This is a genomic window from Undibacterium sp. Ji42W (genome assembly GCF_049340405.1).
In the GTDB taxonomy this organism is placed as follows: Bacteria; Pseudomonadota; Gammaproteobacteria; order Burkholderiales; family Burkholderiaceae_D; genus Undibacterium.
In genome coordinates this window covers 138292-164233 of sequence record NZ_JBMPOV010000006.1, presented here as the reverse complement: position 1 = coordinate 164233, position 25942 = coordinate 138292, and the positions used below count along the sequence as shown (strand labels likewise).

The window sequence follows — 25942 nt, the reverse complement described above, 5'->3', positions numbered from 1 at the left end:
GGTACTCCAGATAATCGGTACACCAACCCTATCATCTGGAAACATCAAGTGATGTTTCTCTGCCTATACCCCGGTACAACATGCACGTTACATGGACACGAGATGAATATCAGAAAAACAAAGCCCCGCAGACATGGCCTGCGAGGCTTTTTGTGACTTTTGCAAATCACTGCCGTTCCGCCTGCAATGACATCAATAATCCAGCCATGCCAACTCGCATTAAGCCAGGCTGTATTTAGCCAAAGCCAGACATTTAACATGTCTCTGCTCAAGAAAAGGTCTGAATGCAATGCACCTTGCACACCAGCCCCAGCTTCATGAAAATGACTAGTTTTGCTTCCCGGCTTTGCTTACTCCAGCTTCCGACAGAAACGGCATAAAATATTAAGAAGTGTAGGTGCTGTAATCGTAAGAAACCTTATCACTCTTTTGCGCACCGCCCCACAGAGACTGACCAGCGGTGGACATCAAGGATGGTAAATACAGCAAGCCTGCAGCAACAGCCAGCATAACGATAGGCGTAGACAGAGGCGTTTGCTGAGGATTGTCTTTATGCGCCTTGAATTTGAACATGGAGCCGCCTGCCAGTGCTACGCCCGCCATGTAGCAAGCACCTTGTATCATGACCTGTACGCCATTAATACTCTTCGACGCATTCATTGCGACGTCACCAATCGACTTAGCGTCACCAGCAGGTGCAGTCTGTGCAAAAGCCAGTTCTGGCACGAACAAAACGGCCATGCCTGCTGCCACGCCCAACGCAAGACCAAGCTTGCTCTTCATACTTTTGTTAAGTTTAATCATGGAAACACTCCTAAGCTTTAGAAATAGATGCAACAAAATCCGGTAACAACGTCAACAAGAATACCTTAGACCAAAAATGCTTTCAAGTTTTTATACAAACAAAAGTAAAAATATTTTCCTTTTTAAGACAATCTGCAAAAGCCTGCTTCAAGGAGAGATGATAATGTTGCTGATACCCAATGTTCTTTGCAAAACTTCTGAAAGTGCAACGATATTCAGGCAAAAAGTTCCCCCTACCAGTAATACGATAGCGCGCTTGGCGGTGTCTTCCTTATGGCCGCCACCAGACCCTAGCATCTTGAGGGCATACCAGCCACGGACAAACGCAATCAGACCTATCAGGTTCACGAAACCGATCACTACCCGCGCCGCCTTGATACCATCTGCATCCAGGATGCTGGAGGTGGTATAAGTCATGATGGTGCTAGTGCCAAAAGTGGATACCAGGAAAGTGTCTATCGAAGAAGACAGATAGAACATGCCGGTTGCGGCCAGCAATGTCATGACCACTGACATCGCCCCTTCATCGGATTTTCTTTCGCCGATACGCTTTAGCTTGAACATGGAAAAGCCGAACAGGAACATTGCCGTCACAAAGGCCATGGCCTGTACAAAGTTCCATAATCCGGGAATGCTCTCGCCAAACTTTAGCAACATCGACAAGGCCGTTGGGCCTTGAGCAAAGGCCGGCGATGCCAGCAAGCCGGCAGCTATGCCGGTAAGAAATCGTAAGCGCGATGCTGACATCAAAGTCCCCATAGCCGTCATCAGTTATAAGTGCGTCCACCAGCCTGGAAAGATTTTCTTTCGAAATCGATTCTCTCCAGACGACCCAGACCTTCCATGTCATTACCGACCTCAACCTCATGGGTCAGGCCATCACGGTCACGGTAAAGCACTCTGTCACGCAAGATAGTCAGGCCCTGCAAGGACAGGGTCTTGGGCGTGGCATCCGTTATCTGAGTACGGGCGCCCGTGTTTTGAGCCTGTGCGACACTGGCTTTTGCGGAAGTGCGGGGCAGTTCTGTTGCGACAGCGCTTCCTGGCCTGGCGGTGTCAAACAACATGACACGACCGCCGCTTGACTGACCTTGCTGAGCTGGCTGAACAGACTGAGTCTGTTGGCCTGACCTGATATTCGCTTGAACTGATTCACGCTGCGCTTCCGGCAAGGCTCCAGATTTATTGGATGCATGGCAGAAATTACGCCTTGGCTCGTATTTGCAGAGTTCAGCTTCCAGACGCAGTTTAGTCAGGCCGAGGTCATTCACACGCCCTTCCAGCATGCTGACATATTGTTCGCGCTTTTGCCCATCCTGAGCTGGTGCATAAGACTGGGTGACCGCGGCGCTTTGCAGAGCGGGTCTTGGTGCCATCGTGTTTGCTATCTGTACTGGCGCTGCCGCTGGCAGGACGGCTGACGCAACTGCAGGCGCTGTAGCCATGACGGGAGTCGCGGCTACAGTTGCAACAGGTGCAGCCGGGTTGCTGCCATTACGGTTCTTGAGTTGCGCCAATGCAGCCAAATCGTCGTTCTGGGGTTGGCTGGCCGATGCTGCTGCAACTTCTGCCGCTGGTTGAACTGCCCCAGCCACAGCTGGCTTGTCTTTCGCCTCAGACTCACGCTTCTTGCGTTCAGCATCTTCTTTTTGATTTTTGTATGCCTGTTGCTGCCGCATACGCTCACCGTTTTGTGAGGCCTGGAATTGCATGTACTGGTAGTAACCATATACCCCCATGACGAACAGCATCAGACCGCCCATGGCCAGGTACATGGTCTTGTTATTATTTTTTGCTGCTACCGCAGACACAGGCACTACTTTGTTTTCTGGCTCTTTCTTGCCAGCCGGTGAGGAAGCTGCCTCGGCATTTTCATCATGCTCGCCTGAAAGGCCATCCCAGTCATTCATACCCATCATCTATTCCTTATCTTCAATTTACTTTTGGCTTTGCGGTCAAAATGAAAATGCGTTTTACCAACGGTACTAGCGTTGACCATATACAGGGATTTGCCCATACACTGCGGGCTGACCACCATAGGCTGGCTGAGGATAGGCAGGCTGCGGCACATACACTTGCTGCTGACCATACATGGCTGGTGGCTGGACAGGCGGCATAGGAAGCGCAGGTGCATAGGCATTTGCCACTGCGGCCTGTGCTGCGGCTTGCCTTGCCCCATTGGCCGTCGTCGCGCCCGGTGCAGGCCCGCTATTGTCAGCATTGACACCTTCGACATAGACGATGTCTGCGGCGACCAGCAAACCTATCTCGGTTTGTGAATACACTTCCAGGGTATTTGGCCTGTTGGTATATGGTGCCAGCGTGCTGGCAACACGGTTCATGGTTTTTGCCGCACCACGGGCGATTAATTGCTTATTGTTAAGCTCAGATTGCGTCACAATGGTAGGCGAACCATTCTGCCCATAAATAACCGAAGAATTATTTTGCGCCTTGCCCTCGGCATAACCCTGGGCAAAATCAACAATAGCAGCCAGACCGAATTTGGTCAGCAAATGCCTGTCCACATTATCGGCAACCGCTGCACGTTTCGTATCACGATCGACAGCAAAAATCTTGACGGGGATGGAACGCTCAAACTTGGGATGATTCAGCGAAGTAAATTGAATCACGGCTTTTTCCGAGTAAGGCGCAGTCTGCCCTGACAAAGCACCAAGCAGTTTGCCGCCCTTGAACGGCCCACTCAGGATGTAGGCGGTGATGGCACTAGGCTCATCGGTATTCATGCCTATATCGATGCTGCCATAAAAAATATCACCGGCCCTGGCAAAGACCTGGCCTTTCTTTTGTGCGTCAGCTTTGGTGACCGGCTGCTCATGGGCATCTTTTTCTTTCTTCTCGCCCTGAGCGCTCTCATTGCCCACATAGGCCGTGTAGAAGACCCTGGAGCCTGGTTCCCATACCTCATTGATCTTGGCTTTGTCGGCAGTCAGCTTGCGCTTCCATTCATCCACTTTTTTCTGTTGGGCAGCTTCTGCATCGCGGATATCCTGCTCGCTAGGTTCGCGCGGGCCTGCTGCATACCGGGCATAACCATTGTCTGCATTGCGGGCTGCATACATGCTGGGATCTACGCTATTGCCAGCATTTGCAACAGAAGCAGGAGCGGCGTCCGGGCGCATTGTTGCAATAAAGGTCTGCCCGTTTGACTCTGCCTGCTTAGCGGCGTCTTCGTTAGCGACCTTGCGCAAGTCGGACTGCTGTGCATCGACTTTATTAGGGTCAATGACGGTTTTTTTATTCGCATTTGCAGGCAAAGCTGCTGTGCTGGTAGGCTCGATCTGATCCTTGCCCATGGAGTTTTTCTTGATCAGTCCATTGACAGCCAGCGCAATACCTGCAACCAGAACAACGGCAACACCAATGACCATCATGCGGGATTTAGGATTCGTCAGGAAAGCCACTCCACCTGTTTTCTTTTCTGCCATTTAAAACCCCGACACGCGTAATTCAACACTCTTACCTTCTTGCGCCGCATAGATAACTGGCGTGCGCGCAGGAAGCTCATAAACATTGGTACCGTCAATTGAGGACATGGTTCCTGTCCATGACGGTGAGCGCACTGAAGTCTTGTTGGTCAGGCGCAAGTACATTTTTCCATCCAGCATCCAGGCTCGGGCATCTGCACCTTCAACCTTGAGTTCCTGGGCTTTTTCCGGCACCACGCCATTCAACATGGAAAACATTGAGGAAGAAGCCTCAGGCGGCATTTGCTTTTCTATCAGGGCCGCAGCATTCGGGCCGCGTACAGGCATCCTGGCATCGAGACGCACATCGGTCTCTTTTTGCCCAGTGACCAGACGCACAAAGACTGGTGTGCTCATGCCTGCCAGGAACACTTTCAAATTGCCGTAGGCGTAATCTTTGATAGGCTCCAGCGCGATCTCATGCGGATTATTATTTGCATGAAATTCCACTGCAAACATGGTCCTGGAAGGCGCCGCAAATTTGACGACAGGCCAGGGATTGCCGGTTGAATCCGTGAATAGCAAGGACGAATTCTCATTGACGTTCAGGCGCATGACCGGTATCACCGAGCCCGGCTGCAGGTTCACAATGACAGAAGAAATCACCGCTCTGTGCATCTGCCCGTCAGGCGTGCGCACCGAACGTTTGAAATCATCAATACGGTCGTAATAACGATTGATTTCATCACGGCTGAAGGTCACGGTTTCGTCCAGCAACTCATCAAAAGCCTGCTCTTTGGGATCGCGGAACTGTGGCATCTTGAGCTTCGCGCGAGGCCTTGCGTAACCATCTGGCGAAGGCAGCATGGCAGGATCGCTATAACGCGCATTGAGCTCAGATGCAGTCAGCCTGGCGGGGCTGGCCTGCTGCGCCGGATCTACAGGCGCAGGCGGCAAAGCACTGGGCAAGGCCATTTCGCCAGGCTTGGTTTGCGTTTTGGCGGCAGCTGGAGCATTGGCACCATTCTGCCTTGCCAAAGCTTCACTCCCAAGCAAACTCAGGAAGAGTGCGCAGGCAAGCCGGATATTTCTATTCTTATTCATCATCAACGACCTCAAATCACCGCTCGAATGTACTGAAGCTATCAATCACCACACCGCGCGGGTTCTCCAGTGGAGAAATGGCACGCAGGTTCATCTTGATGATCAGTTTTTGCTTGATAGGGCTTTGTCCGAAAGGTGTGTAGGTCACATCGATCGGCATTTCCACTTTCCACATATAGACACCATTCACTGGCGCTTCACCAGTGATGACGGGGCTACTGGTAACAACGGCAGAAACCAGCATGGATTTCTCCTTGACGGTCTGCAGCGTGCCTGACTTATCCAGTTGCTCCATATAAGCCTGCCAGCCCTCAGCACTGAAATAATCAACATTACCCTGGAACTGCTTGCGGTAGTTCACGTAGTCGTAGGTAAAAATCGAAGTAACTGACTCTGCGGCCCAGGTCAGTAAGGCATTCTTGGAAATCGTGGGACGGCTGATGGGGCGTAATTCAATAATGCGCCCGTCATTCTCAGCTGCAATGTATAAGGGCTTGGGGGGATTGCGGTAAACATCGTACAAGGCATACGCCAGCAAGATAGTCAGCACCAGCAGGCCTGCCACAATTTTCTGGATAAAGCGATAGCGGTCGAGATAAAACTCGGCGCGCGCCATGTTCAATTCAGGCTGCCCGGTGGTTTCCCTGGTATTGCCGCCTGCATGCGGCGTATCAGTAGCATGCACAGGCGGTTTGGTTTCCGCCTTGGCTGGCAATTGTTGTTGAGCTATGGAGCCAGACATCTTGATCCTCTTACACGTTATGGATACGCTGATTCAACATTTGCAGCTGCGCCTGCTGGCGCATTCGCAGCCTTGGCGGCCTTGGCAGACTTTACCTGGCCGACACTGTCAAATTGCCTTAATTTCACCAATAAACCATTGCGCGTGGTGGCATACAAATCACGCTGGGGGAAACTGCTATATACCAGGAACATCCCCACCACCAGGACAATATCCAGACCGACCAGGCCGATCGCCAGGACAGTCATGCGGCGGAAGTTATCCCTATAAAACTCATAGCCATAACGCCTGGTCTTTTTGACTACAGGCTTGGGCGCTGGTTGTACGGATGTTGCAGGGTCTTTTTTCATGGAAAAATTTAGAATTCTTTAATTATCTTATCATGTCAATTTATGAAAACAAAGGCCAGATAAGGTTTTTTCGACATTTATTCCAAATTCTACCAGCTTTACAATTAAATTATTAAGACAATGATGGTAAAAAACATCTTGTTTGTAACAAGGCAGTGAAATACTGTCTGTTGACACCCCAAAAAGGCATTTACGGAGGGAAATATTTCAGAAAAATTACATGAAGCGGGCGGGCATCAATTCCATGCATTAAGGAATAATGGTGGGATACAGAAGGGATCTTCGCCAGCCCTCATGGTTGCGCGAGACTTATTGCACGTTGCGCGGCACTAGCTGCCCTTCTGGAACAATTGACACCTGCGCAGCCACTCCGGCAATGACCATGGTCACTACTGTGGCAACGTCGGCTGCTACTCTTGCAGCATTTCCCTGATCATTGCAAGGCGATTCAAATACACGGCCTCGCCATTGGAATCATCCGATACCGCTGGGGCAAAGTATTCATCTTTCATCTTGTCGAACAGAGTCTCCTGCACGGCCCTGACCGCTTTATCTTCCGCGACGAACGGCAGCAGCGGCAAAGCCCGCCCGAAAGGAAAATTGCTTGCACAACGGTTCAATACCTGTATGACGCCATACAAGGCTTCCAGCGCTGCCGCCAGCTTTGCACCGCCATCTGAAGGCAAATCTGCGGCCATGGCGGGGCTGTTTTGCTGCAAATGTTGAAAGTATTCAGCGGCCAGGCCTGCTGGCGCCTGTATGGACTGGTATAGCAGCAGGGCACGTTCCACATGAGGTTTGTGCAAGTTGTGCAGAGCTTCGACTAATTGATCTATCAATGGCATGGCATGTAGTCCAGGTGATATATTTTGCAGGATCTGATTGGGGGTAGCTTATCTAAGATAAATTACTCAGTCAGATTCACATTACAGGTTTTCTTTTTTCCGCCCTGCGTCTTGGCTGACTGATAGCGGCTGTTGGCAGCCTGCCTGGATACATCCATCAGTGATTCCTTCATTTTCTCTACATCAAATTCTCGTGCAGGTGCGGGCTGAGTGCTGCCAATAACCATCTTTCCATCCTTGTTTTGCAGCACATCACTACCCGTAGTTTTGCTACTGACAGGTGCGCCATCGCAACTCATGATTTGCGGTTTTACTGTTGCTGATTTGGATTTCCCCAGCAAATCCACATTGACCAGCTTGATGCCACGCTCGGCAGCCAGCTCTTCACTGAGGGAACCACCCGCAAAGCATGATTGCGCGGCAGTTGCGAAACAAACCAGGAGGTATACATTTTTCACAAGCCCCTCTCCAACATTTTGACTTCATACGAAGGATCAATGATTTCACTACATTGCTTGATCACTGCCAGATATACTGGCTCATTTTTTTGTGCCTGTGCCTCGGCGATCAGGAAAAAGTTTTTTGACTCGCTGATGGATGACTTGAATTTGATATTGCGACCAGACAGGCTGATTTTCTGCCCGGATCCCAACAGGTGGTACTTGAACATGCCAAACACATCCACCTCCATTTTTCCTGCATCGAGCTGCATGGGTCTGACAACAAAGCTGACGTCTTCAAACAGCACCTGCTCACCTATAGTCCCACTCTTCTTGAAGGCGACGGAAAAATATTTCCCCAGTATGAATTCGTAATTCGCCGACACAGCATATTGCTGTAAGCGGCTGACATTCATCCTAGCAATATCACTGTCGAATTCATCAAATTGCGATGAAAACGCATAGAAAGAATAAGGACCACTGACTTTTTTTTCACACTTGTGGGCGGCACCACAAACCTGCCGGGCCACTTCACTACCGGCAGGCAGGCGATAAATAGTCAGCTCATATTCGTTATGGTGCTGGGGCACCTGCCCTGGCAAGCTGGCTCTTGGTCTGAAGTCAGACTGAGACTGAGACTTAGCTCCGCCAGCCGGTGCTGCCAGGACCGGCCACATCAGTGCAAGTGCACAAATGCCCAAGGGAATAGGTAGGCGCAACAAAGCTCGCTCCTGTCCGTATTTAGCGATTGCGCCGGAACAGGCGGGCAAGGCCTTGACGCACAGCCTGCCCCGCCGTTACCAGGGCAAGTAAAAACACGGTCAGGCAAAAACCATAGAACAACCAGGCCAGGTAAGCCTTCAGTTGTGGAAACAGGGTATTGGCCAGTAGCCCGGTCAAAAAATATACGCTCACCAGTAGCAAATGCAGCCGCCCGGTCGTCTGCGATGGCAAGCGCAAGGCGAAGCACAGGGGTAATAAAAGTAATGCGCAAAAAATAATCAGGCTGAATACACGCTGTTCAAAATAAACACTGAGCATGCGGGTAAGGCCAATACCAAATAACAGACAAATCACGGCACTGACAGCGAACAATAGTTGCATGACACTGCCAGCCAGTACCGCTGGCTTGCTCATTGTTGGGTCGGCACGCATTGTGCCTGATGTGCTCGATGTGCTTATTGTACTCATAGCGCTCATTCTTTACTTTCATCAAGTACTTGTTTCCAGGCCGCAAACCTGGCCAGTTGCTGCATAAAAAAACTACGGTAGAAAAAATACCGCCCCAGCTCATAGAAAATGACGCAGACAAAAGCACCTGGTATCGCCATGGCACCCGCACCGGTGGCATTGAGGGCTGTTACCAGCAAGGCGAAAACAGCAATAGCACTGAGCATGCACAAGACCAGGAAAAACAGGGTCGTTGCCAGCCTACGTGATTTCTTGCGCAAGAATGATTGATACATCATGGCCTATTTGCCTATATTTACTGTTATTTGCTGATGGTTCACAGAGCATTTGCAGAGCGTGGCCTGCATCATTTTTTCGGCAATGCATTCGGGGAGACAAATTCTGTCTTTTCTTTCAGCTTCGGCGCTACCCCGTCATCAATGCAAATGCTGCGGAATATAAAGCCCTGCGGCCTGCTGTCTTCATAAGACTTCAGCTCAGCTGGCTGCAGTAAATCCTTGCGCTGAAACTCCAAAATGTTCTTCTTGGCATAGGTATAAATCGCCTTATAGTCAGATACCTCATATTTGGACGCGTTCAATTGGTCATAGGCCGTGAGAAAATTACCCTGTACAACTGTCGCCTCTTTGACGCACTCTTCCATTTGTTTTTTACGGATAGCAAAAAGCTCTTTTTGCTTTTCATTAAATGGCTCCAGACTGACATTGATCTCCAGCTCCTTGAGCTTGATCTGTCTGTCACTGGCAAAATGTCTGACGAACATCAGGTCAGTCGCGAGTACAATCAAGCGTTGCGAGCGCTTGTCGTCGAGCGGCTCCCTGATCTCTGGAATTGGAATTTTTTTCTTGTCTTGAGCATAGGCAATATTACAAGCGTTTCCAAATACCAAAGTGGCTAACAAAGACAGAGCGAGTTTATTCATTGACTTAACCGAATTTTAAAAAATACATACCCAGCAATAGTTTTTCATCGTATCTGAGTAATTTTCAGGATTCTGCATGGTGCATCAAAATTGACACTTCCGGGCACAATTGCTAGCATTCGATGAGAAAAGTTTTTTTACCTTCATTTTTCTAAAGGTATTTTGATGAGCTTAACAAATATTGCGGAAAAATACGAGAATGAAACCGAAAATTCTGTATTACCCGCATGGAAAAAAGAGTTTTTCCAGACCCTGAACAAAAATCCGGCCGTAAAAACTATCTTTTTGCGCCTGGAAACCCAATACGTGCAAAAAAAACAAGTTCATCACAGGCTGGTTCCTACTATCGCCTGGAAAGTGGAATTGCCGGGCTTCCAGAGCAATTCTCCAGCGCAACTTGCCGAATTGCGGCGGGAACTGGTGGCAACGCTGAAAGTGAATGGTGTTCAGGTTGTTCACAAGACAGACGAATGGATGCGTCACCTCAAAACCCATCATGAAGTGGGCATGTCGTATGCAAGACTGTGTGGCGTAGCCTGATGAAGAAGTTGATATGTGCGCTGACGGCCGCGGTCTTGCTGGCCTCCTGCGGGAAAGTCTCAGCGCCCGCAGCCAGCGATGGCATAGCCTCGCCCAACATGAAGGTGCCACTGAACCTGTTGCAACTGGAAATGGCCTGTGAAGACGTGGCTTCCATCATCATGGTATCCATGTCCAACCGGCTCAGAAACGTAGATGTTTACAAGACGCGCAGCTTTGCCCGTTCTGTTGCCGACGCTTTCGATACCCGCTTCCCGGAATTGCCTGCCGATATACGCCTGCAAACCCGGCGTATTTACATGCAAACAGTCAGTGACCAATATCTGGCCGAGCAGGCTGTCATACAACAACAGGTAGAAACTTTCCGTCAGTATGGAGAAAATCAATTCAGGGATGGTGCGATCAAGGCTTGCAAACATGGTCTGGCGAATATCCCTCAGGGCGAAGCATTGCCAGTATTGCAGTTAAGGAAATAAGTCACTTTTGTTATATTTGTTGGTACAGCAAATGCCAGGGACAGCATGTATCATCTTTCTTTGCCTGCTATATGCCATATAGCAGGCAGATACGCTATGCACAATCAATTAGCAATCAATAAGTAATCAATACGCATTTCCTCAGAAAAATAAAAAATGAATACCCCGAACACGGTTAAATCAAAAATAGACAGCATCCTCAATGAATTACCCCGCTTTGGCAGTTATGCATTTGCCGACCTTACCGCTGAAAAAGAGAGAATACGTGCCATCCTCGCCAAGATTCTGGAAAAAAGGGAAGAAGAACCGCAACTGAGCAGCTTTGAAGAAAAAATACTGGCAAAGGCACTCAATGTCTATGAGCCTTATGTTGATGCGGCTATACAGCGCAAGCAGACGGGTGAAATTATTATCCGCCCGCTGCATACCATCGCCTCCATACAGCCTGAACAGATAGAGACAGCCACTGATGAGAAACTGTGGATCAAGTCTGTGCTAAAGACACGCTATACACTGAGCATGCCAGATGAGCTGATACTCAAGCTCGAAAGCGTGCGCGATTGTAATTTTCGCCTCCGCATGGAAGAAGGTTTTACGGACCCTGATTTGCCTGACCTGACCGGGCTGGCGCATTCAGAGCAATTCAGCCTGCTGCCTGAAGGCTACCTGAGCCGCGATGAAGATGGTGTGCCCTTGCTATATGCAACCGCCAGAAGTACCGTGCCTTTGGCACTGGATATGCAGAACGTCGTCAAGATCGAATTCGCTAACCGCAACCATGGCGGTGAACTATGGCGTCACCCGCGCTACCAGCTAAATGATGGCTGCTTTACCAGTCTCGACAGGCAAGGCTTTTTATTACGCTCAAGGCTGATGGCACATATCTCGAAATCGCAGCAGCGTTATGAGCTCAAGTTATATGACCATGGAAAACTGATCGCCGAGTCACGTAATTTTCAGACCAGGCATGCAAGACATGCGCTTGCTGAAAACGAAAACCTGCTCAGCAATGCCGTGTTGAAAGAAGCCATACTGAAGCTGACACCCAGGCCAGGTGACTTGCCTGAAGAAGGTTTTCTGGAAAAATTTGATGCCACGCAAAAGGAGTGGTTTGCGTCCGCCCGTGCAAAAGAACTGGCGCAAATAGGCATGGATTTAAGCGCCTGAAGCCTGCAACTGGCAATGCTGACTAATGCAATGCTGGCTATGGCAATATCAAGACAGGGGAAACCCAATTTCTGAAGTCTGATTAATCTTTGACTTGCAGCATGCCGCAGGCCCCCTCTTTTTTCCTGGCAGTATTGAAGTCCAGCTCTGTGTTCTGCATGGTCATTACCATTCTTACTGACCGTGCCTGGTATTCCCTGACCAGGCTATGGTCGGCAGGGAAGTTTGCAAAACCGATGCCAGCCATGTCCAGTAAAGTGGCAAAATTGGCGCTGGTCATACTTGCCTTGTCCTGATTCTTCAAGAGGTTTTGCCACTTCGTGGCATGCTGTTCACGGTAGGCCTGATTGCTCCAGACAAAATAAGGCACGCGTAAATTTTCTTCATTCAGGACGCCATGACCTATGAATTTGCAAGCCTTGGTGGGTAATGATTCGCCATGGTCCGAACCATAGATCATGGCGGCATTACCCGGCAACAAAGCTAATGCCTGCATGATTTCACCGAGCACATGATCGGTATATCGTATGCTGTTGTCGTAGGCGTTCGATGTCGCCTGCATGCCATCAATTTGTTCCGCACCTGCCTTGCCTGCACTGCTGACAGGATATTTTTCAAATGCTCTGGGGTACCTGGCAGAATAAACTGCATGGCTGCCCATCGTGTGCAAGACGATGAGTTTCTTTGCTGGTTTTTCTTGCAGGATATTCTTGAGCGGCCCCAGCAAGGCATCGTCATACACCAGGCCCAGGGTTTCGTCTGATTCAAAATATTGCTGCACATCCGCCTCTGCCGCGAACAGCGTCGTGACATTATTCAGAAAACTTTTCTTCACCTGCGTCGATAAAAAATAAGTCTTGAAACCGGCTTCCTTGAAAGCCGAAATCAGGGATTTCTGCCTGGCACCTTCCTGCATGATGTCGCGCCCGCTCAAATAGATGGGTATCGATCCCATCGTAAATGTGCGTGGGGTAATCATGTCACGCATGCTGACCAGTTCGCCGTTCTGTCTGGCTTTGAGCAGATTGGGAGAGGTATCGCGTTCATAGCCATTTACCGTCCAACGGTCAAACCTGGCTGTCTCGCCCAATACCAGCACATAGGTCTCTTGCGTCGCTGCACTTGCTGCTGCAGTTACCGGAGCGGCGACCGCTGCACCAAAATGGAAGTGGCTCAATTTCTGCTCCATGCCGCGCATGACTTTTTCTTCACGCCAGAACATCCATAACCTGACGGGCAAACCGTAAGGATAGGTATCCTTCACGGTAGAAAGTAAAGGCGGCAGATTACCAACACCAAACATTTTTTCTTTACCATCTTCGCTGATGGTCGGATAGCGGTTGGCATTTTTCTCTTTGAGGTAAGTACTGGCACTCATGGCACCGATGTACCAGCCATATCCAGCGATGCAGAGCAGGCAAAGAATCATGAAGCTACCAGGGTGATAAGCGCTGCGCCGGGCAAAATTGATTGCCAGCGCTGTGCTGACTGCGCATAGCAAAAGCCACAGCATGACAGCCTGTAAATGCTGAAGCAAATAATGAAAGGATTCGCTGCTATCGCTGGTCGTGAGTATGGAATAAAGGCTAGAGCCGGACACGCCGCCAAACGCATAGGCGACATAAGCTTCTGCACCGGCGAGTATGGCCAGCAAGACTGTCACCAGCCTAAGTACCAGAAGCTTCTTCCATAGCTGGAAAAACAGAAAGGAAACCGGCAATACAAACAAGATAATCTTGCCGCCATACAAAGGCAGTGCTGCTGCATTGGCGATGACGACGCCATTCGCAACGGCAAACGGGATCAGCAAAAAGAAGAAAGACAGTAGCTCGTGAGTCAGGCCAACTTTACGTTGATGGATATCTTGATTTTGTTGCTGATTTGGCTGCCGACTTTGTGGATGATACGGTGGCTTTTGCAGACTGGCAGAGGTATTCATTGATTCTTGCAAGCGGGTAGGTACACCAACTATGGCTTTAGTATTGCTGCTAATTATAGTTACTTGGTATTATTATTTAGTGACGGCCGGCGGGGCAAGCAGGCGCATGCGCATGACAGAGCTTTCATTCTTGAACTCAATACCATCCTGCGTCCAGGCGCTGATCACACTGCGTGCCTTGTCCGACATCAGGCCCGTGTGTCCCTGCAAATTCTCGAAGTAAATGACATTGCCTTTGACCCTGTAAACACCAGACAATTGCTTGCTGACATCTGGCTTGGTCGCTGCCCAGTCTTTTTTTGCCGTATAAGAAGACACACTGAATTGAAAGCTGCGGTTCTCGGCCAGAGTCATTTTATATTCCAGCACCTGCTGCCTGGATTCAACTGCATTGACGAAAGTGCCAGGAATTATTTTCACATTCGGCAATTTTTCTGCATTTTCCACCATCGCAGCATATTCCGGTGTCTCTTTCAGAGGAGAACTGCCAACCGCATCAAGCTGATTTTTATTGCCCAAAAATTCAACAAGCAAGGCAACACCCGCTACCAATACCGCTACCAGTACGAACTTGTTGATCAGACGCATGAAATTGTCTTTCCTTTTATTAGCTAATGAAAGTAAAATTTCATCAGCATTGACGATAAAGGCAATGTTATCATTAGCTGACAAAAACTGGTCGAAAAACCGTGGTTTCAGGTTTTTTTTGTGAACTCCAGACTGTATTGCATCAGAGAATCCGGGATTATGAACACCATACTTGTCGCCTTATTGGCCAATATGATAGGCAATGAAATGCTGGCGCCTAATCAGCCGCGCCCCAATGGCTTGCCGATACTATACCGCTGCGAAGTGTATCCGCAAGCGAAAATCAATCCAGAAAACTTTGACATGGTAGTCACCCAGGGCCTGCGTAACTGCGTGGCTATGCGTGAAATGACTTTTCCCGAGTATCTGGACTGGCGTGACGAGCAGGCAAAGAAACCCCCGGCTGCGCCAACTTAGGCTCGACTTAGCCACATACATCGACCTGATTAATTGTTAGCGAGCCCGGGTTGCGCATACAATGCGAGGAGTCTTTCTGCATACCTACAAATTATCAACGATCAGACATTTCATTAAAAAGGTCACTATTCGTGCTTTCTGAACATCTGAATGCCAGCATCTTTTCTGAAACAGAGATTAAAAAGCACTGTGCACGAATTATTATCGATGGCTATGCCATAGAGGCCAATGACGGCGTAGTTCCTACCGTTGCTGAATGCCTGCAGGCAGAAAATGGTCTGCGTATCGTCGAGACTTATCTGGCCAGGGGCTATCCTCGCCAGTACTTCAGCCGTTGCGCCCTGCCGCGCGACAGCAATGATTTCTTGCGGGCATTTGCGATTTCAGACCGCTCCAAAATCAGGCTGTATGGCGACATACTCGGATTTTCTGTTTTCTTTGGTAATTTGCCCATCACAGCGCTCTTGCTCGAAAGTATGCACGACAGCCTGGGCAAAACCCATTTTGTCATGACAGAAGACAGCAGCCTGATCTCGGATGAAGAACTGAAGGCGCATATCAGCTACGACAATATTGCTGAGTACGCAGCCAATGAAAGTGAACGCTGGACCATGCTGGAAGTGGCATTGGCAGCGCCAAATGGCGCTGTACTTGAATTGATAGAGAACCGCCTGAATACGGATACGAAAAAGATTATCCTCAGGCAACAATTGCGGCTGGAGAAAAACAGCCTGCAAACACCATTGTCAAAAATGGTGCGCTATTTTATCGACACGCAACGTATTGATAAAATAGCCATCATAGACCGCTTGCTGAAAGAAATTGGCAGCCCGGTCAGCTTTGCTGAACATTTTAGCGATATCGTGTTTGATGCAATACGCAAGCGCTCTTTGCCACCCTCCAAACTGGCACTGATACCTGGTTTGAACAAGAACATGGCTGATCGTAACCAGAATTCATGGTCGTTGTATCTGGATGCGTTTATTTCGGACCAGGACAGGACAGAATACGAAAAACTGTTCACTAAATAATGTAGCAGATGGCAGTAAAAACCGCCATCTGCTATACCACTGTTAAATTATGGCTGCCAGACGTGTGCCCTGGTTGATAGCACGTTTGGCATCCAGCTCTGCCGCCACATCCGCACCACCGATCAGATGTACAGGCTTGCCTGCAGCTTCCAGCATGGCTTGCAGATCACGCCTTGGTTCCTGGCCTGCACACAGAATGACATTATCGACAGGCAGCAGCTTTTGTTCGCCACCGATGGTGACATGCAAACCCGCATCATCTATCTTGTCATAGCTGACACCGGCGATCATTTGCACTTCACGGTTTTTGAGACCTGTGCGGTGTATCCAGCCCGTAGTTTTCCCGAGGCCATCACCTACCTTGGATGTCTTGCGCTGTAAGAGGAAAATCAGGCGTTCCGATTTTTCCACATGCGCAGTGCGCAAGCCGCCGACGTTTTTATAGTCGGTATCGATACCCCATTCTGCATAGAATTTTTCTGGATCAAGACTAGGACTGGTGCCGCTATGGCTCAGGTATTCGGCAACGTCAAAACCTATGCCACCCGCGCCTATGATGGCGACAGATTTACCCACAGGTTTCTTGTCACGCAACACATCGAGATAACTCAGGACTTTGGCATGATCAACACCTTCAATCGGCGGAACGCGCGGAGTAATGCCGGTTGCCAGTACCACTTCATCAAAGTCTGACAGGTCTGACGCATCAACCTTGGTATTAAGCTTCAGAGTGACCCCAGTCAGTTCGATTTGCTTGCCGAAATAACGCAGGGTTTCATAAAACTCCTCCTTGCCCGGCACTTGCTTGGCGATATTGAACTGGCCGCCAATTTCAGAACCGGCATCAAACAGGGTGACAGCATGGCCACGATGGGCTGCGGTCGTCGCAAAGCTCAAACCGGCGGGGCCAGCACCAACTACCGCGATGCGCTTGGCTTTTTCCAGAGGTGCGTCGACCAGTTCAGTCTCATGGCAGGCGCGTGGATTGACGAGGCAGGAGGTGACCTTGCCGCCAAAAGTATGATCCAGACAAGCCTGGTTGCAACCTATGCAGGTATTGATTTCATCTGCCCTGCCCTGTTCTGCCTTGCGCATGAACAACGGGTCTGCCAGCAATGGGCGCGCCATCGAGACCATGTCGCAATAGTCTTCTGCCAGCAATTGTTCGGCAATCTCGGGAGTATTGATACGGTTAGTCGCGATCAGCGGGATATTCACCTGGCCTTTGAGCTTCTTGGTTACCCAGGCAAAAGCGGCGCGCGGTACCTTGGTGGCTATGGTAGGAATGCGTGCCTCATGCCAGCCTATGCCGGTATTGATAATCGTCGCACCAGCCGCTTCTATGGCTTTTGCCAGTTGCGTGACTTCTTCCAGCGTGGAACCACCATCGACCAGATCCAGCATGGACAGGCGGTAAATGATGATGAAATTGGTGCCGACCTTTTCACGTATGCGACGCACGATTTCTATAGGAAAGCGTATACGGTTTTCATAAGCGCCACCCCATTCATCCTCACGCTGGTTGGTGCAGGCGGCGATGAATTCATTGAGCAGATAACCTTCTGAGCCCATGACTTCAACACCATCATAGCCCGCTGATTGCGCCAGCGCGGCACAGCGGACGAAGTCAGAAATGGTTTCTTCCACTTCTTCAGTAGTCAATGCATGCGGTTTGAATGGATTGATCGGTGCCTTGATGGCGCTGGGTGCCACCAGGGTAGGCTGGTAAGAGTAACGGCCAAAATGCAAAATCTGCATGGCGATCTTGCCACCAGCATCATGTACGGCCTTGGTGACTATCTTGTGGTGTTCTGCTTCTGCCTCAGTCGTGAGCATGGCACCGCCATGCATGGGGCGCGCTCTTTCATTCGGGGCGATACCGCCAGTCACGATCAGGCCAACGCCGCCGCGGGCACGCTCTGCATAAAATGCCGCCATGCGCTCAAAGCCATTGTCGACTTCTTCCAGCCCCACATGCATGGAACCCATTAAGAGGCGATTGGGCAAAATAGTAAAACCCAAATCGAGTGGCTTTGTCAGGTGAGGATAAAAAGACATGGCATATTCCTAAAGATAAAGGGGTTCAATCAGCCGCAGATGCCGAAAATACATATACGTAACTGAGTATGCAACTGAGTGCATAAGAGAATACCGAAACTGCTTTATTTATGCAACCAGTTGCATATAAAATGTCTGAAAACCACATCGACTATTTACTCTAAAACATGTCCCTGCCCCACGCCTTGCTGACCTCGATTGCCGAAAAGCCATGCTCAGGCTATGACCTTGCGCGACGTTTTGACAAGTCCATAGGCTATTTCTGGCATGCCACACACCAGCAAATCTACCGGGAACTGGGGCGCATGGAAAGCCAGGGCTGGGTCATCTCGACCGAAGTTGAAGGTGGGCGCGCAGGTAAAAAGCTTATCGATATCCTGCCCGCAGGCCGGGATGAATTACGGCGCTGGGCCAGTGAAAGCAGTGCGCCGATGAGATTGCGCGATGACATGATGGTCAAACTACGCGCTGATGCTGCGATAGGCCCACTCGGCCTGGTGGAGGAATTTGAGCGTCGTTTGCAAATGCATGAACAAGAACTACAGACCTACAAAGAGATAGAAAACCGCGACTTCAGCGCTGCCAGACTGTCGCACGAACAGCAACTGCGCTACCTGATTTTAAAAGCAGGCATTACCTTTGAAGAAAGCCGTGTGCAGTGGACCAAAGAAGCATTACGCATCTTGAAGGATGGTACTGAAGCGAAGTGAAGAAGCACAGTTTCCGTCTCTATTAGGGCTTATGCAAAATTGTCCCAGCAAGGCCTTGCTAAAGAAAGCCCCCTTGCAAGGGGGCTGCGTTTTGTCGGGAGGTAACATGTTACCTGAAACCCAGACCACACCGTAGCGACGAAAACAGTACTTTAGTACCGAATCTTGCTAAATGCAGGAGCTACAACGCAGCTGGGGCGGTTTTGCGTAAGTCCTACTATTTTGGGCGTGGTCGTTTCACATCAGCCTGCACCGCCTGCAAACGGCCAGCACGCAATTCTGTGACAGCCTTGGCGACTGCAATCGCCACGTTGCGTGATTCCTGCTGAATGGCGAGATCTACATCCAGCGTTTCATGGCTATTCGCATAGGGCTCGTAATAACCTATGTAACGGCCCAGGCGTGCCTGTGTACCCGCATCGATAAAACCCATCCAGTCCAGCCAGTCCGAGAGTGCGCGGCGCGAGTCATCAACACCAGCAACATCACCATGCACAATCAAACCATAAGCGCGACCTGCCAGATGCTGAGGATAATTCCAGCCCGCCATTTCCAATTCCTTGGCCTTGGCGGCTTTTTTACCTGAGGTAGAAGTCGGATCAGGGTTGCCACCATCCGCGCAGACGAGGCGGTCTATCATCAGCTTCAAAGGGCTGGGGCTTTGGTACCAGTAGACAGGTGTGATGATGATGACGGCGTGGGCGGCAGTCCAGCGTTCATAGATTTCTGCCATCCAGTCATTAGTCTGGTTCAGTGCATGATTGGGGTAGCAGCTACAAGGCCAGTGACACAAGGGCATGGCAGTGGAAGCGCAGCCCTTGCACGGGAAAATATTCTTGCCATACTCCGAGGTCAGCAAACTCAGGTCTAGTACATCGGGCTGAATATTCGCTTGTTCCAGTTCTTCTTTGGCGATTTGCAACAGACGAAAACTCTTGGACATTTCACCAGGACAAGTGCCGTCATTGCGTGCAGAAGCGCAGATCAGCAAGACACGCGATGGTGTCGATGCCTGACTCCACTTTGCCTGCGCGGCTTCCAGACAGTCTTTGGTCGCCTGCCATTCCACTGACAGATCATACTCAGGGTCTGCATAGCCAGCGCCAGCTTTTTGCGTGTAAGGGGCTTTGCGCCCTTCATCATAAGCATGCCAGGCAATTTCTTCCAGCCTGGCTATGGCGGACTCTTCTGCATGAAAAGCCGGATCAATAAAACTGGCACGATAACGTTGCCCAAATTCTTCGCGACTGAGCTGCGGTTTTACCTGGCCTAAGCGTATCTGTATCATGATGATGGTTTCCTGATGAAGTAAACGCGGTCAAGCGAGCCAGCCACAATCGTTGCAAAAGCTATTGCATCACGATAGCAAATCCTTTCGTTACCCCTCGGTGTGTTAGCGAACAGATGCGTTTAAAACAGAAGCATAATCTCTGTTAAGTCAGGTCGGGAAACACTGAGGCGAAAGCCATGCTTTTGCACAATATTGTGCCTGGTCCTGATCCATGTTGAGCAATCACTTAAAAGGAATGACCATGAGCGAAAAAACTGCAAGCGTACATTGGGAAGGTTCGGGCAAAACTGCGGTCGGCAATATCAGCACTGAAACCGGGGCCTTGAAAGATTATCCCTATGGCTTTGCCAGCCGCTTTGAAGATGACAGGCGTGGCAGCAACCCTGAAGAATTGCTGGGTGCAGCCCATGCAGCCTGTTTCACCATGGCGTTTTCATTTGCCTGCGAAAAAGCCGGTTTGAAAACGACTGATGTAGATACCAAGGCCAGTGTCAGACTCACCAAACAGGGCGAAGGCTTTGTGATAGACCGTATTGCGCTGACGATGGAAGCCACAGTCGCAGGCATAGACGATGCGCAATTCCAGGAAATTGCGGCGGGCGCAAAACGTGATTGTCCCCTGTCAAAAGCACTGGCCAGCGTTCCTGAAATAACATTGCAAGCAACACTGCGTGTGGATCCCACGCCATAGCCACGCCATAACCACACCATAATTGCGACGGATAGTCACACAAACCATCGAACTATCCGTCGTTCCTTGGTTGAGTTCACAGCTCAGACTTTACAGGAAAATGATTCCCTTTTCAGTGCCGGGCTGGAAGGAAGTGCGACCAGCCTGGATGAAGGTGTATCGGCCACAAGCAGCAAACCTGCTGCACCGTCGCCGGACTTTTTGTCGGCCTTGTTTTTTTGTTCCGCATGATCCAGATGCACTTTGCCCTCATTGATATTGACCTGGTATCTTGGATCAGTTGCAGTGGCAATTGACAGATTTGCTTCGCCCTTGGCAAGGCTGGTGCCACGGTAAACACAGCCTTCGAACAAACTCTTTGAGCCGACTTTTTCAGCAATCTTTTTCTCGCTGCCATCGGCATTCACATGGGTAGATGCCTTGACCTCCACATTGCGCATCAAGTCATGAGAAGAAGCAGCTACGGCCTTGAATACCTCGGTCAGTGAACCGGTTTTTTCATAGATCATCTCAAATACTGCCTTGGGTTTGCCATTGATATGGGTAACCTCAGGGTTTTTCAATATGGTGGGCAGTTCTACCAGACCCAGGGTACGATCTGCGCCGGCGTAACCGCTGAGTGTCATGACCTCGCCCTTGGTGGCCGCAGCAAAACGTGCCGAAGCATCAGCCCAGCGGCCATCGGTGGCGGCGAACATGAACTGGTTGGCTGGATGATCTCTCTTGCTCAGGACTTCATCGACTGACTTGCAGTGATGCGCCCTGGCAACGGCTTCCAGATAGTCTTCCGATTGGAGAAAAGCTGCTACCGGTGTCTTGTTAATCGCCCGTATATCCTCTTGATTGGCAACCATGAGTTCGACCAGGTCATTACTGGAAATATCTTTGTGCACCATGCCACCATACAGCAAAGTGACTTGTCCATCAGAATAGATGGACACCTGGTTGGCGAGATCTTTCAATGAATCTGGCGTGCGGTACTCTTCGGGATGATCTTGCAGTAGCGCCATGGCTTGCTGATGACTGAGACCTGACATAAGCCCTCCGTCTAAAAGTCGAATTCTGCAATGTGGGCAGAATAGGCAGGCGACAAGGAACCATCGCGGTAGGCCCGCAAGGCATCTTTGAGATCGGCCATGAAAGCAGTACGGTTCGCTTCGACCTCCGCCTTGGCTTTTGCTTCAGGTTCACGCATGCCCAGCCAGCTCCAGATGGTTTTCCACTTATTGTCGGTCAGGTCCTGTCCTTCGCTGCGCAGGCGCAAGCTATACAGATTACCGTTCCAGAAATAGCTGAAATTTTTGTGTGATGGCTGTTCACGGTCATAGGTCATATAGCGCAGATAGATATTGCGTTCGCGATCTATCACCCACCTGGACGCTGTCGCCATGGGAAACTGCTTGTCAATTTCGCGCAAGTCAAAAGCCACAATATCCGCTTCGGGGATTCTCTCGTAGAAAAAGGCCACTACCGGTTCTCCTGATGTTTCAGTAAAGAAAATGAGTAAAAATGCGTTTTAGTGCTATCACAATGTGGCAATATTTTCACCGCCAATTTAATAACAAAATCCTGACCACGATGCAAATCTGCTTACACATTGTTGCGCTTTAATATAAAACACACAATTACTTGATTGACACGCTTACACCTGTCATGCACCATCCATTTACTTTAATGCATCATGCGCCCAGATACGACTCGATATTCGGGAACAGGCATAGCTTGACCAATTTCAATAACCTTCATCCAGCGACCACATGAAAAGCACACCTTCCCTGAAAACCCTCGGCCTGCTCGCAGTCAGTCTCGCATGTATCGCAGCCCCTGCCATGGCTGCAGACTACAGTCCTTTTCCCAAAGCCGGTGTCTATGACGCCAGTGATAATGGCTTTGAACGTCAGTTGACGGTCAAGCCTGACGGCAAATTCACGCTGGAAGTGGCAGAAAAAGGGAAACCCGGTAATTTACGCAGCGGTGCAGGCGAAGGAAAACTGGCGGATGCGCCGGGTGGCTGGAGCTTTAGCGAAGGCCGCTGCAATATGACATTGAAACGCGCCGCCGGTGGCATGCAATTGCATGTCGAAACTTGCGCCAGCGCATGGGGTGACGTGCCGTTTGATGGCAAATACAAATATCAGGGTGAAGAAGTTGCAGCAGCACCCGTCAAGGCCGCACCTGCGCCAGTTGCTGTAACGAAAGCCGTCGCGCCCGTTGCCGCAGTTGCACCTGTGGCGGCCGTTCCACCTGCTGCCCCCGCAGCAGGTGGCTTGCCGTCGCGCAAGGAACTCAAAGACAACTGGTTTGGAATAAGTGCAGATAATATTGGCAACAAACACATACTTGTCGCCGTCAAACATATAGAAACAAAAGCGGACACCGCTCTTGAGCAGTTTTCCAGGGCTGCATTCATTATTGACACAAATATCCGCTATGACGAAATGCCAGCAGCAGAGCTGGCAAAATTCCCTTTGCAGTTGATAGACATCCCACTGCCCACCATCGGTGCCAAAGAGGGTTTGGAATTTAAAAGCAATTGCGTTTATGGCAAATCCGATAAAGTGATCGTCATCAACAAAACCGGCCATCCGACCATCAAACGCCTGTCTGCCTGGATGATGGATAATAATTTGAAGGTAGTGGAAATCAAGCAAATCAACAAGGTCAACTGCGCTTCCCCGTTTTATTGATCGCCGACAGGCGCCCGGGCCCAGGATATTTCTGGCTCTGCCGCTTAAACCTGGGTCAGTCCCTCGCCCCAATTAGACCGGACAGATCAAACAATGCCCTTTTCATTAAGCTGCCGGTGCTGATCATTCAGCATCGGCACCTTGGTGATTTTATTTTTGTTTGCTTGTTTTTGCAGCCCTGGCGGCAGGTTTGGCGGCTGGCTTGGTGGCAGCCCCGCTGCCTGCCCTGGTCAATGTCTTGCCGGTTACGGCAGCCTTGGCTTTATTTTCTGATTTCGCCTCTGTTGGCCCCGGCGCAGACTTGGCAGATGGCTTGCTGGTCGTTTTCTTTATAGCTGTCTTCTTTTCTGGCACTGCGACTGTTGCTTCTGACACCTCCACCTGCTGCCCGTCCATTGCCTTGCTGACCGCTTGCTTGAATTGCTCTTGCAGCAACCCCCACCAGGCGGCCGGGTTGACGAAAGGTGCATTGGTGTCTGTCGCTTCTGAAGCGACTGAAGCTTTGGCTGACCGACCAGATTGAGTATCCTCTGCCAATGGCACTTCAGCCTGCACAGGACTTATTTTGGCTTCCAGCGGCAAGTCTGCACTATCTTCGTCCACTTCTTCATCGGGATCAGCTTCTGTGGCTTTTGCCTTGGCAGCATGTGGATGCATGGGCCAGTCAGCATTGCTATTGCTATTGCTATTGCTGTTGCTGTTGCTGTTGCTGTTGCTGTTGCTGTTGCTGTTGCTGTTGCTGTTGCTGTTGCTCGAATTGTTAGCCGTTGAACTTGAAGTTGCCTGCTCCGCCATCGCACCGGCCTGCTTCGCGTGCTGGGCAAAGCTTTCACCTATCGATTGCAGCGCAGCCAGCGTCGCGCGCTGCACTTCGAGCGCCTGTATGGTACCGCGCAGCATATTCATGTTAACGGTCAGCCAGGATTCCACCGTCTTCAAATCCTGAATTTTCTTGTCCAGTTCATCCACCGACATGGGCGGGGCAACCATACCAGGTACCTGCATATTGCCCCAGAGTTTCTTGACGAAAGACAGGGTATCGCCCATGGCATTCATGCCGGGAATTTCAGAACCAGAAAACGGATTACTCATACGATTCTTCCTTTATCTTTTCAGGGTTGCAGTTTATCTAATTTTGACCATCTTGCATGAGCTGGGCAAAGCCGTCAATCGCGCATCGAAATATCGTTCGGTTTTAAAACCATAGCCGCTGCCTTCATTATCAAAACGCACGTCACTTTCGCCCTTCTTTTGCATGACCGAGACGTACAGCGGCTGTATCAGTTGATGGTCTTCTGCCCGCATGATGGCATCATGGAAGGTATTCTTGTATTGCGCACCTTCCATGGCACGGGCGACTGCCGCAGCTTCCGTCGTTTTTGCTTTTTCTATGGCGGTGGCCAGCATTTCTATCATGACTTGCATGCGCAAATGTACATAATCATCGCGCGGATCAGGATAACGCTGGCGGAATTGCTGGTAAAACCTGTCACTGTCCGCACCACCAGCGTTAGGGTGCCATTCAGCCACGGCGCGTACCCTGCCAAGACCAGCGTCACCCAATGCGGCAGGTGCCCCCAGGCCATTGCCATAGAAGGTATAGAACTTGGTCGTCATGCCTGCATCTTTGGCAGCCTTGACCAGCAGGCTCAGGTCATTGCCCCAGTTGCCGGTAATAACGGCATCGGCACCGCTGGCCTTGATCTTCGCCATATACGGTGAAAAGTCCTTGATCTTGCCTATGGGGTGCAGATCTTCACCGACGATGCTGATATCCGGTCTTTTTTCAGCCAGCATGGTGCGTGCTGATTTATTGACCTGACGGCCAAAGCTATAGTCCTGGCCTATCAGGTAAATCTTTTTGGCACGGCTGTCAGCCTTGATGACTTCAGTCAGCGCATGCATGCGCATATCGGCATGGGCATCGAAACGGAAATGCCAGTAACTGCATTTTTCATTGGTCAGTGCCGGGTCGACTGCAGAATAGTTAAGAAAGAGTATGCGATTATCCGGAGCGCGCTGATTATGCTTGTTGATGGCATCCACCAGTGCCAAGGCAACGGCAGAGCTATTGCCTTGCACGACAAAGGGGATATGCTGGTCGCTTACATGTTTAAGCGCAATCAGGGAGTCTTCTACCCCTTGTTTGTTATCAAAACTGCTTAATTGCAGGGGATGGGCACCGTCAGGCAGGTGCACACCACCACGGACATTGATTCTTTCTATAGCGATCTGCAAATTCCTTTGCACTGCCTCACCAGCATTGCTGAAAGCGCCACTGAGTCCGTCTATCATACCTATGCGTATCGGGCTGAGGCTGAAACTGGGGCTGGGGCTGGAATTGGAACTACCAGGATTTTGCGGGGTTGCCGCCCGGACATTCTGTAGCAGGCACAGCGCCAGCAACATGGGGGAATATTGTTTCAAATAGCTTGTTATTGTCATCGGCATCAGATTAATCCAGGCATATCCAGCATGATTACTGCAAAAAATGCCATTTTACTCCCTGGCAAAATACCTCAGG

The 25942-nt window shown here is 50.2% G+C and carries 29 protein-coding genes; 8 read left to right on the top strand and 21 right to left on the bottom strand.

Annotated features, from left to right (window positions below):
• Nucleotides 1–384: 384 nt before the first annotated feature.
• The 13 genes from ACO0LG_RS14720 to ACO0LG_RS14660 form a co-directional block, all read right to left on the bottom strand.
• On the bottom strand, nt 385–804 hold the full coding sequence (locus tag ACO0LG_RS14720) for a hypothetical protein (protein ID WP_423027570.1): 420 nt from the start codon (nt 802–804) through the stop codon (nt 385–387).
• 147 nt (nt 805–951) lie between these two features.
• Nucleotides 952–1551, bottom strand: a complete 600-nt coding sequence (locus tag ACO0LG_RS14715) for a hypothetical protein (protein WP_423027568.1) — start codon at nt 1549–1551, stop codon at nt 952–954.
• A gap of 20 nt (nt 1552–1571) precedes the next feature.
• A complete protein-coding gene (locus ACO0LG_RS14710) occupies nt 1572–2720 on the bottom strand; it encodes a hypothetical protein (protein ID WP_423027566.1) in 1149 nt (382 codons plus the stop codon).
• Between the two features lie 69 nt (nt 2721–2789).
• Complete coding sequence (locus ACO0LG_RS14705; protein ID WP_423027564.1) at nt 2790–4250, bottom strand: DotG/IcmE/VirB10 family protein; 1461 nt, start codon at nt 4248–4250, stop codon at nt 2790–2792.
• Nucleotides 4251–5333, bottom strand: a complete 1083-nt coding sequence (locus ACO0LG_RS14700; protein WP_423027562.1) for a DotH/IcmK family type IV secretion protein — start codon at nt 5331–5333, stop codon at nt 4251–4253.
• 16 nt (nt 5334–5349) lie between these two features.
• Nucleotides 5350–6075: a DotI/IcmL/TraM family protein gene (locus ACO0LG_RS14695; RefSeq protein WP_423027560.1), complete on the bottom strand. Its 726-nt coding sequence runs from the start codon at nt 6073–6075 to the stop codon at nt 5350–5352.
• Nucleotides 6076–6092: 17 nt separating this feature from the next.
• Nucleotides 6093–6425, bottom strand: coding sequence for a hypothetical protein (locus tag ACO0LG_RS14690; RefSeq protein WP_422950165.1), 333 nt, complete (start codon nt 6423–6425; stop codon nt 6093–6095).
• A gap of 410 nt (nt 6426–6835) precedes the next feature.
• Complete coding sequence (locus ACO0LG_RS14685; RefSeq protein ID WP_423027558.1) at nt 6836–7270, bottom strand: hypothetical protein; 435 nt, start codon at nt 7268–7270, stop codon at nt 6836–6838.
• A 62-nt stretch (nt 7271–7332) separates the two neighbouring features.
• Nucleotides 7333–7728: a hypothetical protein gene (locus ACO0LG_RS14680; protein ID WP_423027556.1), complete on the bottom strand. Its 396-nt coding sequence runs from the start codon at nt 7726–7728 to the stop codon at nt 7333–7335.
• A complete protein-coding gene (locus ACO0LG_RS14675; RefSeq protein ID WP_423027554.1) occupies nt 7725–8432 on the bottom strand; it encodes a hypothetical protein in 708 nt (235 codons plus the stop codon). The genes ACO0LG_RS14680 and ACO0LG_RS14675 overlap by 4 nt, the downstream gene beginning before the upstream one ends.
• 19 nt (nt 8433–8451) lie before the next feature.
• The gene (locus ACO0LG_RS14670) at nt 8452–8901 is read right to left on the bottom strand and encodes a hypothetical protein (protein ID WP_423027552.1); all 450 of its coding nucleotides are present in this window, start codon (nt 8899–8901) and stop codon (nt 8452–8454) included.
• A gap of 5 nt (nt 8902–8906) precedes the next feature.
• Nucleotides 8907–9179, bottom strand: coding sequence for a hypothetical protein (locus ACO0LG_RS14665; RefSeq protein WP_423027550.1), 273 nt, complete (start codon nt 9177–9179; stop codon nt 8907–8909).
• Nucleotides 9180–9247: 68 nt separating this feature from the next.
• Nucleotides 9248–9823, bottom strand: a complete 576-nt coding sequence (locus ACO0LG_RS14660; protein WP_423027548.1) for a hypothetical protein — start codon at nt 9821–9823, stop codon at nt 9248–9250.
• 165 nt (nt 9824–9988) lie between these two features.
• Here ACO0LG_RS14660 and ACO0LG_RS14655 point away from each other — a divergent pair, with 165 nt between their 5' ends.
• The 3 genes from ACO0LG_RS14655 to ACO0LG_RS14645 all read left to right on the top strand — a co-directional run bounded on the left by ACO0LG_RS14655 (nt 9989) and on the right by ACO0LG_RS14645 (nt 12006).
• Nucleotides 9989–10363, top strand: coding sequence for a hypothetical protein (locus ACO0LG_RS14655; RefSeq protein WP_423027546.1), 375 nt, complete (start codon nt 9989–9991; stop codon nt 10361–10363).
• Entirely contained in the window at nt 10363–10839 is a 477-nt protein-coding gene (locus ACO0LG_RS14650) for a hypothetical protein (RefSeq protein ID WP_423027544.1), read from the top strand. The genes ACO0LG_RS14655 and ACO0LG_RS14650 overlap by 1 nt, the downstream gene beginning before the upstream one ends.
• A gap of 156 nt (nt 10840–10995) precedes the next feature.
• Nucleotides 10996–12006, top strand: coding sequence for a hypothetical protein (locus tag ACO0LG_RS14645; RefSeq protein ID WP_423027543.1), 1011 nt, complete (start codon nt 10996–10998; stop codon nt 12004–12006).
• A gap of 82 nt (nt 12007–12088) precedes the next feature.
• Here ACO0LG_RS14645 and ACO0LG_RS14640 read toward each other — a convergent pair whose 3' ends face one another.
• Both ACO0LG_RS14640 and ACO0LG_RS14635 read right to left on the bottom strand, forming a co-directional pair.
• On the bottom strand, nt 12089–13945 hold the full coding sequence (locus tag ACO0LG_RS14640) for a phosphoethanolamine transferase (RefSeq protein ID WP_423027541.1): 1857 nt from the start codon (nt 13943–13945) through the stop codon (nt 12089–12091).
• Nucleotides 13946–14017: 72 nt separating this feature from the next.
• Nucleotides 14018–14533 carry a hypothetical protein gene (locus ACO0LG_RS14635; protein ID WP_423027539.1) on the bottom strand — a complete coding sequence of 172 codons (516 nt, stop codon included), beginning with the start codon at nt 14531–14533 and terminating at the stop codon, nt 14018–14020.
• 159 nt (nt 14534–14692) lie between these two features.
• On the opposite strand from ACO0LG_RS14635, the gene ACO0LG_RS14630 reads away from it, so the two are divergent.
• The gene (locus tag ACO0LG_RS14630) at nt 14693–14950 is read left to right on the top strand and encodes a hypothetical protein (RefSeq protein WP_423027537.1); all 258 of its coding nucleotides are present in this window, start codon (nt 14693–14695) and stop codon (nt 14948–14950) included.
• Between the two features lie 131 nt (nt 14951–15081).
• Nucleotides 15082–15981, top strand: a complete 900-nt coding sequence (locus ACO0LG_RS14625) for a hypothetical protein (protein ID WP_423027535.1) — start codon at nt 15082–15084, stop codon at nt 15979–15981.
• A gap of 42 nt (nt 15982–16023) precedes the next feature.
• On the opposite strand, the gene ACO0LG_RS14620 is transcribed toward ACO0LG_RS14625, so the two are convergent.
• Nucleotides 16024–18039, bottom strand: a complete 2016-nt coding sequence (locus ACO0LG_RS14620; RefSeq protein WP_423027533.1) for an FAD-dependent oxidoreductase — start codon at nt 18037–18039, stop codon at nt 16024–16026.
• Nucleotides 18040–18206: 167 nt separating this feature from the next.
• Here ACO0LG_RS14620 and ACO0LG_RS14615 point away from each other — a divergent pair, with 167 nt between their 5' ends.
• On the top strand, nt 18207–18749 hold the full coding sequence (locus ACO0LG_RS14615; protein ID WP_423027531.1) for a PadR family transcriptional regulator: 543 nt from the start codon (nt 18207–18209) through the stop codon (nt 18747–18749).
• A gap of 217 nt (nt 18750–18966) precedes the next feature.
• On the opposite strand, the gene ACO0LG_RS14610 is transcribed toward ACO0LG_RS14615, so the two are convergent.
• Nucleotides 18967–20037, bottom strand: a complete 1071-nt coding sequence (locus ACO0LG_RS14610) for a flavodoxin family protein (RefSeq protein WP_423027529.1) — start codon at nt 20035–20037, stop codon at nt 18967–18969.
• Nucleotides 20038–20281: 244 nt separating this feature from the next.
• Between ACO0LG_RS14610 and ACO0LG_RS14605 the strand changes: the two genes are divergently transcribed.
• Entirely contained in the window at nt 20282–20731 is a 450-nt protein-coding gene (locus ACO0LG_RS14605; protein WP_423027527.1) for an OsmC family protein, read from the top strand.
• 83 nt (nt 20732–20814) lie between these two features.
• On the opposite strand, the gene ACO0LG_RS14600 is transcribed toward ACO0LG_RS14605, so the two are convergent.
• Nucleotides 20815–21768 carry a hypothetical protein gene (locus ACO0LG_RS14600; RefSeq protein WP_423027525.1) on the bottom strand — a complete coding sequence of 318 codons (954 nt, stop codon included), beginning with the start codon at nt 21766–21768 and terminating at the stop codon, nt 20815–20817.
• An 11-nt stretch (nt 21769–21779) separates the two neighbouring features.
• Nucleotides 21780–22199 carry a hypothetical protein gene (locus tag ACO0LG_RS14595; protein WP_423027523.1) on the bottom strand — a complete coding sequence of 140 codons (420 nt, stop codon included), beginning with the start codon at nt 22197–22199 and terminating at the stop codon, nt 21780–21782.
• A 289-nt stretch (nt 22200–22488) separates the two neighbouring features.
• Between ACO0LG_RS14595 and ACO0LG_RS14590 the strand changes: the two genes are divergently transcribed.
• Nucleotides 22489–23418 (top strand): hypothetical protein, encoded by a 930-nt coding sequence (locus ACO0LG_RS14590; protein ID WP_423027521.1) that lies wholly within the window; start codon nt 22489–22491, stop codon nt 23416–23418.
• A gap of 150 nt (nt 23419–23568) precedes the next feature.
• On the opposite strand, the gene ACO0LG_RS14585 is transcribed toward ACO0LG_RS14590, so the two are convergent.
• On the bottom strand, nt 23569–24510 hold the full coding sequence (locus tag ACO0LG_RS14585; protein WP_423027519.1) for a PhaM family polyhydroxyalkanoate granule multifunctional regulatory protein: 942 nt from the start codon (nt 24508–24510) through the stop codon (nt 23569–23571).
• A 33-nt stretch (nt 24511–24543) separates the two neighbouring features.
• A complete protein-coding gene (locus ACO0LG_RS14580) occupies nt 24544–25869 on the bottom strand; it encodes a branched-chain amino acid ABC transporter substrate-binding protein (protein WP_423027517.1) in 1326 nt (441 codons plus the stop codon).
• Nucleotides 25870–25942: the final 73 nt, after the last annotated feature.